Here is a 13,293-nt window from a genome sequence, read left to right as displayed (position 1 = left end):
GTTTTATTCAATATAACTATTAATCTAAAATCAAAAGACAAAAAAATGGCAGTTTTGGCGGATCTTTTTTGCACAAGGGTTATCATTATTATGTTCAATGTTGGAAATATCAGTCCTTGCCTGCACTGGAGAGATGGGTTGGGCTGCTGCATTTTTCTTTATAAATCATCTTATTTATTACTTGATTGTTTTCAGAAGGCTTTGTATAAAGAATTCAGTGGCTTTGACTAAAGCATATTGTTCTTATGCGTTTGATCAGTCATAATTTGCGTAAGCAATCTTCAATTCAGCGCAAGTCTATTGAATTTGCTATAAATCAAAATACAAATCCATCCCAATTTATGTTTTCTCATTCCTTTCGGATGGACAAATAGGATAGTTTTTTAAAATGACTCAGCAAGCACAGACCATTCAAGGTTCCATAGTCGCAATCGTCACCCCTATGTTTGAAGATGGCAGCGTAGATTGGAAGGGTCTCGAGAAGCTGGTTGAATGGCATATTGCAGAGGGTACCAACAGTATCGTCGCAGTTGGAACGACAGGCGAAGCTTCGACCCTTAGCATGAGTGAACACACCCAGGTGATCAAAGAAATCATTCGTGTGGCCAACAAACGTATTCCTATTATTGCCGGTACAGGCGCAAACTCGACCCGCGAAGCGATCGAACTGACCTGCGAAGCCAAAGAGCTGGGGGCTGATGCCGCCTTACTGGTGACACCGTATTATAACAAACCGACCCAGGAAGGCTTATACCAGCATTATAAAGCCATTGCTGAAGCAGTTGACCTGCCACAGATTCTCTATAATGTCCCTGGGCGTACCGGGGTCGACATGGCCAATGAAACCGTGATTCGTCTGGCAGATATTCCCCAAATTGTGGGTATTAAAGATGCGACTGGCGATGTGCCGCGCGGTGCTGAACTGCTGCAAGGCCTGGTTGGTAAAAATATGACGGTGTATTCAGGTGATGATGCGACGGCATATCAGCTGATGAGTCATGGTGCCAAAGGCAATATCTCGGTCACAGCGAACGTGGCTCCGAAAGCCATGAGTGAAGTTTGTGCCGCTGCCATTGCCGGTGATGCAGCCACTGCTGAACAGTTAAATGCTCAGGTTGCAAATTTACACAATATTTTATTTTGCGAATCGAACCCAATTCCTGTGAAATGGGCACTCCATGACATGGGCTTAATTGGTACAGGTATTCGCCTTCCATTAACACCACTTGCAGAACAATATCGCGCTCCGCTTCATGAAGCACTGGTCGAAGCGGGCGTTATTAAATAAAAGAGCAGAAGATTATGCAGTTACGTTTAGGACTTAGCCTTACACTTTCAGTATTCAGTTTGGCAGGTTGTAGTTCAATGGCCTTTAATAATGGCACTTTAGACTATAAAGAGACTACTACCCTAGAAGCTTTACAATACCCTGAAGGCGCCATGGTCCGTCCTGCAACGCCATTGTACCCCGCTCCAACAGTTGATCCGCTGGCAATTGAAAATGCACCGAAGCTTGAAAACCAGCGTGGCAACCGTTTTGCCTTGCCACGCCCGCAAGCCCAGACTGAAAACTCAAGTGCAGCGGATCTGACTGAAACCAATTCTATTGGTAAACCACAGTTGGTCACAGACGGAAATCTTAATCCGCTGCTTAAAATTGAGGGAAATTCTGCTACAATTTGGCAATACACTCTTGCCACCCTCAGCAGTCTGAATCATAGCGTCGTTGCCCAGAGCAAAAATCGTTACGAAGTCACGATTAAGGTCGACCAGCAGACCTATGTATTAAGATTATCTTCTGTCGGTTCAAGTAATAACCTCGCTGTGTTCAATACCGATAACAGTTTTGCCGACCGTGAAAAAGCCACAGAACTGCTCAACCAGATTTACCAAAATTGGCCAGCCTAGACATTTCTAGGCATTTTTTTTGTAAAAGGTTCCCTCATGTTAAAACAAACCTTGCTCTATACTGGTAAAGCGAAATCTGTCTACACTACAGACAGTTCAGACCATCTGATTTTAGTCTTTCGTGATGATGCTTCTGCATTCAATGGCGAAAAAATAGAGCAACTAGATCGTAAAGGCAAGGTGAACAACCGTTTTAACGCCTTCATCATGGAAAAGCTGGCAGAAGCGGGTATTGAAACTCACTTTGAAAAGCTATTGACTCCAAATGAAGTCCTGGTAAAAAAACTGGATATGATCCCAGTTGAATGTGTCATCCGTAACTATGCAGCTGGTTCTTTATGCCGCCGCTTAGGTGTTGAAGAAGGCAAGGCCTTGGTTCCTCCAACATTTGAATTGTTCTTTAAAGATGATGCGCTTGGCGATCCAATGGTCAATGAATCCCAAGCAATTGCTTTAGGCTGGGCGACTGCTGAACAACTGGCGAAAATGAAAGAACTCACGTATCAAGTGAATGACGTACTGAAAACACTGTTTGATGCAGGTAACATGATTCTGGTCGATTTCAAGCTTGAATTTGGTGTGTTCCATGACCGTATCGTTTTGGGTGATGAATTCTCTCCAGACGGTTGCCGTCTATGGGACAAAGACACCAAGAAAAAACTCGATAAAGACCGTTTCCGTCAAGGTCTGGGTGGTGTGGTTGAAGCCTATGAAGAAGTCGCTGGCCGCCTAGGTATTGATCTTTCCGATATCTAATTATTCCTTGATTAAAAAACCGGATTTATAAATCCGGTTTTTTAATATCCAATATTTTATTTTTCCAATTATTTAATGCAATTTTCACAGAGAAAAACCCAGAATAATGCTATATGCAAATCATTTATTTATTTACTCTTCCCGCATTAGTTTTTGATAATCAAAATAAATTTTTTAAATTAAATAAGATTCAAAACTCTATTTATTTAAAATAAAATTCAACCAATTAAAAGCTTAAAATAATTATTTTATTTATTCATAAAAAACTACATTTTAAAACAAATCTTTATTTTAAAATAATTCATTACATAATTATTTTTTTAGCTAGTTAAAGCATGTTAATTATAATTTATCCTTGCTTAAAGATAAGGAAGTATAAATTTTTCCCTGCTCAAAACTTACTTTACACCCAATTAATAATGATCGAGAAAAAATTAAAATAAGTCGAGGATTTTCTTATGAAAACACCTAGTTTTACCATTTTATTACTGGCTGCCATATTAAGTGCCTGTGATGGCAGCAGTAATAACTCTTCCAATTTTACACCCGCTCCTAACCCGATTCCTAATCCTGTTGAACCGCCACCTTATGACATGAATGACATGAGTAATTATATTGCCGCAGGAAAATACGAGCAAAGATATAATAATCTGGTCGAAAACTGTGGTTCTGACTCAGCGCCGCAATATCAGTGTTCCGGACTGTTATTCAGGGGTATTCGTATCGCAGCTCAGCCGAAGCCTTGGGTCCACCGTCAAAAAGACATCGACAAAGGCACTGTATCTATGGCTTATATCCGCCAGGATCTGAATTTCAAGTTACCTGATGATACCTATCAGGCAGGTATGGTTGTCAGACCGAATTTTGAAGATGTAGCACCGACCCGCTGTGCATCGCCTACGGACATGAATACTGATGACCGAGTAGGTTCACTTAATAACTGTTTGAAGTCAGACGAGGTCCAATACGGTTCTACCGATTATACGGTAAAAGACTGTCAGGACTGGGGCATTGATACTCCACAAAAATGGCTGGATATATTTATACCAATCGCGCGGGCAACCAAGCAGAACGGCACTCTAGATCAGTTCCCGGGACAAACCTGTACTTTTACCATGGCTAAATCTGACCCGGCTAAATTTGCGACTCGGGCGACTTATTTTAGTATGTTTGCTGCTATCCGAAAAGGTTTTCCAGTCGATTTACGTCCAGACTGGTGGAATGATGAGATTCTGGCAACTATCTGGGATGACTCAAAACCAACCACCGCACCTATAGAAGCTTTTTATTATAATTTGGGTAATCAAGCAGGTTTCGAAGCGGCTCAAACCTGGCAAAAAGCCTATTATGAGGATACCCAGATATATCTTCCTATTCTGGCAATTGACTTTAAGGTAGATGAGCCATCACGTATTTACTATAGTGCACATGACCAGGTTGTATTTGATAATATGTCCGACCTTGAAAAAATTAAAATCACCGCAGAATGGTTAACGCCAGACCCACCTGCGGAAAACTCAGCAGCGTTCGAGCTTGATAAAAAGACCTATCAGGAACTGCTCAACCCTTCTGCGGCAAGATGGACACTGGCTCAACAAGATGCCAATATCACCACACCGTATTTATCCAAACGTTTTCTCGGCTTCAATTACAAGTTCTATACCACTGAAGTTACCGCGCTGATCAATTATATGGTTGATTTTGAACAGCCAGTCGCAAATGAAATTAAGGCGAAATATAACCGTGAACGGCCATTTGTCTACTATAACAGTGAAATATGTACCCCTGAAGACCGCGACTTCCTGTTGACGAATACCTCATATCCATCAGGCCACAGCTTAAGAGGATATCTGGTCGGCTACAGCCTGTCCGATGTAGACAATAGCAGAAGAAGTGAGTTTGAAAACACTGCAGTTGATTATGCCAAGAGTCGTATAATCTGCCGGGTACACTGGTTAAGTGATACTGAAGCAAGTAAAGGCATCGCTTCAATGGCCATGAATATTTTAAAATACTCTCCTGAATATTTGGGTAGAGTACAAGCTGCCAAGCAGTCAATTCAATAATCTGTCTGGGAAAGACTAAAACTCATCGAGCTTTAAATTTCCAAATGATGCTCCAGGGATTTAATCATCTTTGGGGCATTATTTTCATATTAAAAAATTAATCTGCTCTCGTTTTAAATTACTATTATTAATTCCTGAATTTTAGATGATTAAACAAGGGGATAGAAAAATATTATTCAGCGGATGAAGATAAGTATATTAAATCAATTTTTAAAATAATTGAATAATTTATTTCTGTTATTTCAACTAATTATCTGCGTCAATATTTAACCATTTTAAAACAGGATTCAGATGATTTAATAGCAATTAAAATAAAAGCCCGATCCCGGGCTTTTATTTACTGTTGTTGCTGCCAGCGACGTTGCTGCAAGCGCTCAGCCTCTACTTCACGTTTATTCCGCGCTGATTCATACAGTTTTGTGCCTTTTAGTTCAGGTGGCAGATATTCCTGCAGTACAAAATGCTCAGAATAGTTATGCGGATACAGATAATCCATGCCATAGCCCTGCTCTTTCATCAGCTTGGTCGGTGCATTTCTTAAATGCAAAGGCACTGGCAGATTTGAGGTTTTATCCGCGAGTTCCATCGCCTTGTTAATCGCCAGATAGGTACTGTTACTTTTGGCACTGGTGGCCAGATAAACTGCACATTGTCCTAAAATAATCCGGCATTCCGGCATTCCTACAGCCTGCACCGAACGGAAACATTCACCCGCCAGCAATAAGGCATTCGGATTGGAATTACCGATATCTTCGGATGCAGCAATCAGCATGCGCCGTGCAATAAACACCGGGTCTTCGCCGCCTTTGAGCATGCGTGCCATCCAGTACAGGGCTGCATCAGGGTCACTGCCGCGAATTGATTTGATAAAGGCCGAGACCAGATCATAATGCTGTTCACCGGACTTGTCATAACGGGCAATATTTTGCTGTGCCACTTTCACCACTACCGCATTGGTGATGATATTTTCCATATCCGGTTCAAAGGTACTGGCAATCAGATCCAGTAAATTCAGCGCTTTGCGGGCATCCCCTGCCGCAAACTGGATCAGGGCATCAAATTCTTCAATCAGGATATGTCTTTCCTGAAGAAAATGGTCATCTTGCAGGGCTTGCGTCAGCAAGGTCTGAATCGATTCAGCACTCAAGGCATTCAGGCTATATACCTGACAACGCGACAATAAGGCACTATTGACTTCAAAAGACGGGTTTTCGGTAGTGGCACCAATTAAGGTAATTTTCCCCTTCTCCACTGCATTTAACAGCGCGTCCTGCTGGGATTTGTTAAAACGGTGAATTTCATCAATAAACACCACTGGCGTCAGCAGATCGCCCCCTTCGGCAATGATTTCCCGCAGCTCTTTCACCCCGGTATTCAGGGCAGACAGGCTGATAAAAGGCCGGTCTACTGCTTGAGCCAGCAGTAAGGCAATGGTGGTTTTACCGACCCCGGGTGGCCCCCAGAAAATAATCGAAGGCAGATGCCCCTGATCAATCATCTGACGTAAGGGCGCATGTTCTCCCAGCAAATGGTCCTGCCCGATAATCTGTGTAAGGTCGCGTGGCCGCAAGCGTTCTGGAAGCGGAATATGACTATCTGACATGTTATTATTAGCTCAAACTAAATTCTGATCTCATTCTAACACCAGCAGTTTTGATTCCAAGAATGCAAATACAAAGCATAAAAAATTAATTTATGTAGATATCCTCTATTTTTTTAATTCTGAATGAATTAATCTCTATAAAAGCAAATAATTTGAACATGATTAATTGTGAATTAATTACAGTGTAATTTTCATATTGTTTATTCTAATTAAAAGAAACTTATCTAGTCCCTCGGGGGGCACTTTTTTGGCTGTATTGGTGAATGCATGAAGCATGATAAATTTGAACAGGGAGCTGTGAGCCAGTCTGAGCGACTGATATCATTATCACTGATTGCGCCCCACGTTCACTTGTCTGAAACGGTTTTATTAAAAAATCTGATCAATGCCTTGCCGCAACCTTTGTGGGTCAGCAACAAAAAACATCTGCAATATTTCAATGATGCCATGACCGATTATCTTGGCGTAAACCTGAATGAACAGGGTCATCCGCAATGGCAGAGTTTTATTCATGCAGAGGACTTGCAGCTGTTTTTAGCGCAGTGGCATGCTGCGCTGGATCAACATCAGAACTTTGAAACCCAGTGCCGGATTAAACGCAGCGATAGCAATTATCGCATGTGTACCCTAGCGGTAAAATTTCATCATCAACCCGACCATTTACTGCAATGGGCCGTTTCCCTGACCGATGTACATAACTATTTTGAAATCCAGCAACAGCTTTCTAAAATTGTTTCAACCCAGGAAAACATGCTGGATGCCAGTGCAGACTGCATCCATATTATTAGTCCTGAAGGCGAGATTCGGCATAGTAACCAGTCTGGCTATCTGGCAGGAACAAGCGAAACCGCAGGGCAAGATCCAGACAGTTCATTGTCCTGGTTCAATCGCTTAATACCTGAAGCCCGAAAATCCGCGCAACGTGCACTGAAACAGGCTGCCCAAGGATTAAATAGCCGTTTTTCCAGCAAAGTCCAAATGAAAGACCAGCCAATCCAGTATTGGGATCATCTCCTGACCCCGATTCTGGATCAGCAGAATATTACTCAAAATATCCTCTGTGTATCACGGAATATCAGCCAGCAAAAAATCGCAGAAACCCGTTTAAAAGAAGTGATTAAACGGGATGAACTGACTGGCCTGTATAATCGTAGTACCTTCTATAAAACCTTTAAACAAGTACTCTTGAAGGCTCAACAACAGCAGACCAAAGCGGGTTTACTGCTCATTGACCTGGACTATTTCCGGCATATTAATGATACCTTGGGCCATATTGCTGGTGATCATCTGTTACATGTCTTGGGTGGGCGTTTCCAGGCCTGTTTCGGTCCGAATACCATCGTTGCCCGTTTAGGGGGCGATGAGTTTGCCGTGCTGGTGAAAAATCTGGAAAATGAAGAACAGCTGCTGGCCACCGCGCAAACGGCCTATGCCCAGCTGGATCAGCCCATAAATTATGTCGGCAATAACATCAGCAGTGCCATGAGTATTGGCTGTGCCATCTATCCACGTGATGCCTTAAATACCTCCAATCTGTTGAAATGTGCCGATATTGCCTTAAATGATCTGAAAAATAGTGGTCGTGGTGGTATCCGCATGTTTAATCAGGATATGTGTGGTTCACTGGAAAATATGACCAAGCAGCTGACTTTGGCACGCAAGATTATTCTGGCCGATCAGATCATTCCCTATTACCAGCCTAAAGTACGTCTATCTGATGGCGCGGTAATCGGTTTTGAAGCGCTGTTACGCTGGCAAGATCAGGACCAGAACATTCAGTTACCTTCCGAAATTTTTGGTGCCTTTCAGGACTATGAACTGGCCTCACGCATCAGTGAGACCATGCAACTGAAAGTCTTTGCAGACATGAGCCGCTGGCAGGCCCAAGGGCTGGATCTGTTGCCGATTTCAATCAATGCTGCACCGGTTGAATTCCTGCGCGACGATTATGCCGAAAAACTGTTGGCACGCCTGTCCAATTTTGATATTCCTGCCCATAAAGTTGAACTGGAAATCACCGAACAGAGCCTGTCCGAGCATGGCGTAAACTATGTGGTCCGTGCACTGAACCTGCTTAAACAGGCCGGAATCCAGATCTCGCTGGATGACTTCGGCACCGGACATTCTTCACTGACCCGGTTACAAGACTATCCGGTGGACTGCATCAAGATTGACCGCAACTTTGTAGAGCGCATGAACAGTGACCCGTCTGCCTTGGCCATTGTCAAAGCCATTACCCAGATAGGCTCCAGTATTGCCTTGGATGTTCTGGTCGAAGGCATCGAAAATACAGAACAACTGGACACGCTCATTCATTGTGACTGTCAGATTGGACAGGGATTTTATTTCTATCGTCCTATGGCCGGTGCTTCGGCTCAGGCCCTACTCCATCAGGTAGATCAATAAACGATAACCCAGACAGGTTTAGCGAACCCAGCGTACGATATAATCTTCGATATCTTCTTCATGAATGTCGGCTTCACTCAGGCAGCGCCCTGCTGCCGACTTGCGTGCCTGAATCACACTTTCTCGTGAACCGCTGATCAGATAATGCCAAGATGGCAAGCTCTTGCCCTGCTCGACCCGGCGATAGGCACAACTTGAAGGCAACCAGGGAATCGTTGCCAGTTTCTCGGGCGTCAGCTGAATACAGTCCGGCACATATTGCAGGCGATCTGGATAATTTGAGCAACGCGCAGTCGTGCAATCCAGCAGTTTGCAGGCCACTTTGGTATAAGCGACTTCCTGAGTATCTTCATCTTCCAGTTTGATCAGACAACACAACCCGCAACCATCACACAAGGCTTCCCACTCGCTTTTCGTCAGTTCAGCAAGTGAATAGTTTTTCCAGAATTCGGGACGTAAAGTATCGCTCATGATCGGGTCGGCACACTAACAAATCGGCTTATTATAGCAGCCTGAACCCTTCCGACCTACTGCTCAAATTCTTATTACTATCACGTAAACTATTGTTAAATCAGAGACAGTTCATCAACAAAACACTAACAGTCGCTAGAATCGTTTATTTCTATAATAAATTTGAAAAAAAAAACACATGGAGATATATATGTTTCGTTGGGCTATTATTTTTGCTGTTATTGCACTAATTGCGAGTCTACTAGGTTTTGGTGGTGTTGCAGGCTTATCTAAGGATTTTGCAATTATCTTGTTGGTGATTGCGGTGATTCTTGCGATCGTTGGTTTTCTTTCTCGCGGCAAGGTCTAGATTTACGCTAGACTTGCTCGAAGCAAGTGTTACCTTTCGAAAAAACAAGAGCCTCTCGGCTCTTGTTTTTTTATGGCTGTTTTAATGGTCCATTTAAATTAAAATACTTATCTTAAACAAAAACTTAAGGCTTTAAATGACGCGGTCTAAAACCTGCCATCAGCAAGGCTGCAAGATAAGCCACCACACCGACGACACATAAAATCATTACTTCTAAAACACGCATCCATTGCGACACATCTGCGTTATACCAGCTCAAGCCATAGGCTAAAGCTGCAATCATTACGACATTGGCAAACATAAACTGCAGGAAGATTTTTTTCCAGTGCGGCCCAAAGCGGAAAATATGATCTTTATGCAGATAATAATAGAGCAAGCCAGCATTGACCATGGCTGAACCCGTTGATGCCAGCGCAAGGGCCATATGCTCGGCTTCCCAGTGAATCAACTTGAAGAAACCGATAAAAATCACGTTCAGAATCGCATTGGCCGCCACCGCTATCAGACCGACACGCACCGGGGTTCTGGTATCCTGCTTTGCATAAAAGCCGGGTGCAAAAACTTTAATCAACATAAAGGCAATCACGCCACCACTCATACATTTCAGCGCCAAAGCCGTCATCTGAGTATCTTCAAAGGTGAACTGACCACGCTCAAACAGGGCCTGAATGATCGGGGTCGACAGCATAAACAGCGCGATACTGGCGGGCAGGCCTGCCATCACAATGACTTTGGCAGCCCAGTCCATCATGCCACGGAATTTTTCCGGATTCTGCTCGGTATGACGCGCAGATAACGACGGCAAAATCACGGTACCAATCGCAACACCAATCAGGCCAAGCGGCAATTCGGTCATACGCTCGGCACTATACAGCCAGGACACAGAACCATCCTGCATGAATGAGGCCCAGATGGTATTTAACAGCAGGTTAATTTGCGTGACGGATACACCAAATAGTGCCGGCAGCATCAACTTCATGATGCGATCAACACCTTCATGCTTGAAGTCAATTCTGGGTGGAATCAGCAGTTTTTTACGCCACAATTCAGGAATCTGGATCGCCAGCTGTAAAATACCGGCAATGATAACTGCCCAGCCCAGTGCCATAATCGGCTCCACCATATAAGGCGTAAGCCAGAGCGCTCCGGCAATCATGGCGACATTCAGCAAGACCGGTGCAAATGCGGGCGTACTAAAAGAGCCATAACTGTTCAGGATACTGCTGGCAAAAGCAGTCAGCGACATGAACAGCAAATAAGGAATGGTCAGACGGAACATGTTGGTCGCCAGAGCAAATTTTTCAGGATCGCTATGGAAACCCGGCGCATAGATATACATGATCAACGGCGCAGCAATAATCGCGACCATGGTCAGAGCTGTCATCACCGTCGCCAGACAGCCGAATACCCGACTGATCAGAATCTGGACTTCGAGATGAGTGCGACTGGTTTTATATTCGGTCAGTACCGGAATAAAAGCTTGTGAAAATGCGCCTTCGGCAAATAAACGCCTGAAAAAGTTTGGAATACGAAATGCGACCACGAAGGTATCGAAGTCTTTACCAGCACCAAAGACATTCAGTAAAACAATATCTCGAACCAATCCCAGTACGCGTGACAACATGGTCATCGCACTGACAATGATGGTCGAACGCCAAAGCGCCATCCTATTCACCTAATGTATAAATTTGTGGCTATTGTAATGAAACTTTTGTCAGAAGTTCATTGCTTAATTTCATCCCGCAAGCGAGATTGAGGTGTTTTTATAATGCTGTAACTGTGTACGAAAATCAGCCCAGTTAAAATATGCTCCTGGGTCAGTCTTACGACCCGGCGCAATATCTGAATGTCCGGCAATATGCTGCTGGATTTTAGGATAATAATCTTGCAAACAGGCAGTCACTTTGACCAGGGCTGCATACTGGGCTGGTGCAAAAGGCAAGTCGTCGCTGCCTTCCAGTTCAATCCCGATCGAATAATCATTACATTCTTTTTTACCCAAGTAGGTCGAACGTCCGGCATGCCAGGCGCGATCATTAAAATTGACAAATTGCAGCACTTCCCCAGTTCTTAAAATCAACAGATGAGTTGAAACCTGCATCCCTTCAATGCTTTGAAAATAGGGATGCACAGACCAGTCCAGCTGATTCTGAAAAAACTGTTCAATATAACCGCCGCCAAACTGTGAAGGGGGCAGGCTGATATTATGAATCACCAGCAGTTGAATCTCGGTCTGTTCTGGCCGCTGATTAAAATTGGGAGAAGGAATATGACGTGCACCGATCAGTTGCCCATCCTTGACCTGAAATTCAGCTGCCTGTTGCATAAAACTATCCTCTTCGAAAATAAAATCTGCAAGATCAGGATTGCAGCCGGCTTCATGCTAAAACTTTCAAGGACAAATCTCAATTCATCCCGGCAAACTGGATGAAAAATCGCTCATATTTTATGTAACGGTGCTAATATAAGGCGCAATTTTCACGGCTTAAAAAAGATACGGAAATACTCATGCGCATATCTCAAGCTCTGTTAGACCAGTCCATTCAGATCAATATTCAACAGGCACTTTCAGAAGATATCGGTGAAGGCGATATTACTGCCCTGCTGACTCCTGAAGACGAACAAGCCACTGCTACCATTATCAGTCGTGAAGAAATGGTCTTGGCCGGTCAGCCATGGGTGAATGCCTTGATTCAGGCTTATGATCCAAGCGTTGAAGTGATCTGGCTGAAAAATGATGGCGATCACGTCCAAGCTAATCAAGCTTTTTTAAAACTGGCGGGATCTGCGCGTAGCTTACTGACTGTGGAGCGTCCTGCGCTCAACTTTGTCCAGACGCTGTCTGCGGTTGCGACCAAAACAGCCCAGTATGTCAAAGAGCTGCAAGGCCTAAATACCAAACTGCTCGATACCCGCAAGACTCTTCCGGGCCTGCGCATTGCACAAAAATATGCCGTGGCCATTGGGGGTGGCCAGAATCATCGTCTGGGCCTGTTCGATGCCTTTTTAATTAAAGAAAATCATATTATGGCGGCTGGGGGTATTGCTCAGGCAATTGCCAAGGCACATCAGATTGCGCCGGGTAAGCCTGTCGAAGTCGAAGTTGAAACCTGGGATGAGCTGAATCAGGCACTGGAAGCCAATGCAGATATCGTGATGCTGGATAATTTCAGTCAGCAGCAAATGATCGATGCAGTACAACATGTGGCCGGACGCTGCAAACTGGAAGCCTCAGGCAATATCACCATCGATAATTTACGTGAAGTTGCTAGTACTGGGGTAAATTATATTTCCATGGGGGTACTGACCAAAGATGTTAAAGCTATTGATCTGTCGATGCGTTTTAATGCAGAAGACTAAATTTGATACGTAATAAGAGAAGGGTGCGAAGCACCCTTTTTTATTTTTTAAAATTTTTTGCGCATATTTTGTACAAAAAATATTGTAGGTGAATGAGGTAATGCTAGATTGCTATCACTTATTGGTATTTTGCCCGGCTGGTGTAGAAGTACCATCCTGATTTGCATCATGGGATTTGGACTTATTATTATCACAGGCAGCCAGACCAAGAACTGTACACACTGACAGTGCCATGAACCATATTTTCATATCTTAATCCTCTACGGTTTAGTAGACTTAAAATCATCTCCTGAAACACAGCGATACAGTAGACAGGTCCTGTTCAATTTTTGTGAGCTAATGTTGAGGCATAAAAAAACGCATCTAGAGATGCG

The 13,293-nt window shown here is 43.6% G+C and carries 12 protein-coding genes; 7 read left to right on the top strand and 5 right to left on the bottom strand.

Annotation, left to right across the window (positions count from 1 at the left end):
* Nucleotides 1–388: 388 nt before the first annotated feature.
* From dapA to KUG37_RS03125, 4 genes are all read left to right on the top strand, one after another.
* Complete coding sequence (gene dapA, locus KUG37_RS03140) at nucleotides 389–1,288, top strand: 4-hydroxy-tetrahydrodipicolinate synthase (RefSeq protein ID WP_216936634.1); 900 nt, start codon at nucleotides 389–391, stop codon at nucleotides 1,286–1,288.
* Between the two features lie 14 nt (nucleotides 1,289–1,302).
* On the top strand, nucleotides 1,303–1,908 hold the full coding sequence (locus tag KUG37_RS03135; protein ID WP_216936635.1) for a lipoprotein-34 precursor (NlpB): 606 nt from the start codon (nucleotides 1,303–1,305) through the stop codon (nucleotides 1,906–1,908).
* Nucleotides 1,909–1,944: 36 nt separating this feature from the next.
* Nucleotides 1,945–2,664 carry a phosphoribosylaminoimidazolesuccinocarboxamide synthase gene (purC, locus tag KUG37_RS03130; protein ID WP_064095129.1) on the top strand — a complete coding sequence of 240 codons (720 nt, stop codon included), beginning with the start codon at nucleotides 1,945–1,947 and terminating at the stop codon, nucleotides 2,662–2,664.
* Between the two features lie 458 nt (nucleotides 2,665–3,122).
* Nucleotides 3,123–4,730 carry a phosphatase PAP2 family protein gene (locus tag KUG37_RS03125; RefSeq protein WP_216936636.1) on the top strand — a complete coding sequence of 536 codons (1,608 nt, stop codon included), beginning with the start codon at nucleotides 3,123–3,125 and terminating at the stop codon, nucleotides 4,728–4,730.
* Nucleotides 4,731–5,067: 337 nt separating this feature from the next.
* Here the strand turns inward: KUG37_RS03125 and KUG37_RS03120 are convergent, their stop codons facing one another.
* Nucleotides 5,068–6,333 (bottom strand): replication-associated recombination protein A, encoded by a 1,266-nt coding sequence (locus KUG37_RS03120; protein ID WP_216936637.1) that lies wholly within the window; start codon nucleotides 6,331–6,333, stop codon nucleotides 5,068–5,070.
* Between the two features lie 267 nt (nucleotides 6,334–6,600).
* Between KUG37_RS03120 and KUG37_RS03115 the strand changes: the two genes are divergently transcribed.
* On the top strand, nucleotides 6,601–8,739 hold the full coding sequence (locus KUG37_RS03115; protein ID WP_216936638.1) for an EAL domain-containing protein: 2,139 nt from the start codon (nucleotides 6,601–6,603) through the stop codon (nucleotides 8,737–8,739).
* 18 nt (nucleotides 8,740–8,757) lie between these two features.
* On the opposite strand, the gene KUG37_RS03110 is transcribed toward KUG37_RS03115, so the two are convergent.
* Nucleotides 8,758–9,210, bottom strand: coding sequence for a YcgN family cysteine cluster protein (locus KUG37_RS03110; protein WP_216936639.1), 453 nt, complete (start codon nucleotides 9,208–9,210; stop codon nucleotides 8,758–8,760).
* Between the two features lie 190 nt (nucleotides 9,211–9,400).
* Between KUG37_RS03110 and KUG37_RS03105 the strand changes: the two genes are divergently transcribed.
* Nucleotides 9,401–9,559 (top strand): DUF1328 domain-containing protein, encoded by a 159-nt coding sequence (locus KUG37_RS03105; protein ID WP_004647174.1) that lies wholly within the window; start codon nucleotides 9,401–9,403, stop codon nucleotides 9,557–9,559.
* A 124-nt stretch (nucleotides 9,560–9,683) separates the two neighbouring features.
* Here KUG37_RS03105 and murJ read toward each other — a convergent pair whose 3' ends face one another.
* Together murJ and ampD are read right to left on the bottom strand one after the other, a co-directional pair.
* On the bottom strand, nucleotides 9,684–11,234 hold the full coding sequence (gene murJ / locus KUG37_RS03100; RefSeq protein WP_216936640.1) for a murein biosynthesis integral membrane protein MurJ: 1,551 nt from the start codon (nucleotides 11,232–11,234) through the stop codon (nucleotides 9,684–9,686).
* A gap of 60 nt (nucleotides 11,235–11,294) precedes the next feature.
* Nucleotides 11,295–11,885: a 1,6-anhydro-N-acetylmuramyl-L-alanine amidase AmpD gene (gene ampD / locus KUG37_RS03095; protein WP_216936641.1), complete on the bottom strand. Its 591-nt coding sequence runs from the start codon at nucleotides 11,883–11,885 to the stop codon at nucleotides 11,295–11,297.
* Nucleotides 11,886–12,067: 182 nt separating this feature from the next.
* Between ampD and nadC the strand changes: the two genes are divergently transcribed.
* Nucleotides 12,068–12,919, top strand: coding sequence for a carboxylating nicotinate-nucleotide diphosphorylase (nadC, locus tag KUG37_RS03090; RefSeq protein ID WP_216936642.1), 852 nt, complete (start codon nucleotides 12,068–12,070; stop codon nucleotides 12,917–12,919).
* Between the two features lie 114 nt (nucleotides 12,920–13,033).
* Here nadC and KUG37_RS14810 read toward each other — a convergent pair whose 3' ends face one another.
* Nucleotides 13,034–13,168 carry a hypothetical protein gene (locus KUG37_RS14810; protein WP_302052327.1) on the bottom strand — a complete coding sequence of 45 codons (135 nt, stop codon included), beginning with the start codon at nucleotides 13,166–13,168 and terminating at the stop codon, nucleotides 13,034–13,036.
* Nucleotides 13,169–13,293: the final 125 nt, after the last annotated feature.

The organism is Acinetobacter sp. BY419 (genome assembly GCF_019038395.1).
GTDB lineage: Bacteria > Pseudomonadota > Gammaproteobacteria > Pseudomonadales > Moraxellaceae > Acinetobacter.
Note: the sequence above shows the minus strand (reverse complement) of the source record. Positions and strands in the feature narration are given on the sequence as shown.

Coding starts and splice junctions, on each gene's coding strand:
- dapA (WP_216936634.1), top strand. CDS start 389: ATGACTCAGCAAGCACAGACCATTCAAGGTTCCATAGTCGCAATCGTC.
- KUG37_RS03135 (WP_216936635.1), top strand. CDS start 1,303: ATGCAGTTACGTTTAGGACTTAGCCTTACACTTTCAGTATTCAGTTTG.
- purC (WP_064095129.1), top strand. CDS start 1,945: ATGTTAAAACAAACCTTGCTCTATACTGGTAAAGCGAAATCTGTCTAC.
- KUG37_RS03125 (WP_216936636.1), top strand. CDS start 3,123: ATGAAAACACCTAGTTTTACCATTTTATTACTGGCTGCCATATTAAGT.
- KUG37_RS03120 (WP_216936637.1), bottom strand. CDS start 6,333: ATGTCAGATAGTCATATTCCGCTTCCAGAACGCTTGCGGCCACGCGAC.
- KUG37_RS03115 (WP_216936638.1), top strand. CDS start 6,601: ATGAAGCATGATAAATTTGAACAGGGAGCTGTGAGCCAGTCTGAGCGA.
- KUG37_RS03110 (WP_216936639.1), bottom strand. CDS start 9,210: ATGAGCGATACTTTACGTCCCGAATTCTGGAAAAACTATTCACTTGCT.
- KUG37_RS03105 (WP_004647174.1), top strand. CDS start 9,401: ATGTTTCGTTGGGCTATTATTTTTGCTGTTATTGCACTAATTGCGAGT.
- ampD (WP_216936641.1), bottom strand. CDS start 11,885: ATGCAACAGGCAGCTGAATTTCAGGTCAAGGATGGGCAACTGATCGGT.
- nadC (WP_216936642.1), top strand. CDS start 12,068: ATGCGCATATCTCAAGCTCTGTTAGACCAGTCCATTCAGATCAATATT.
- KUG37_RS14810 (WP_302052327.1), bottom strand. CDS start 13,168: ATGAAAATATGGTTCATGGCACTGTCAGTGTGTACAGTTCTTGGTCTG.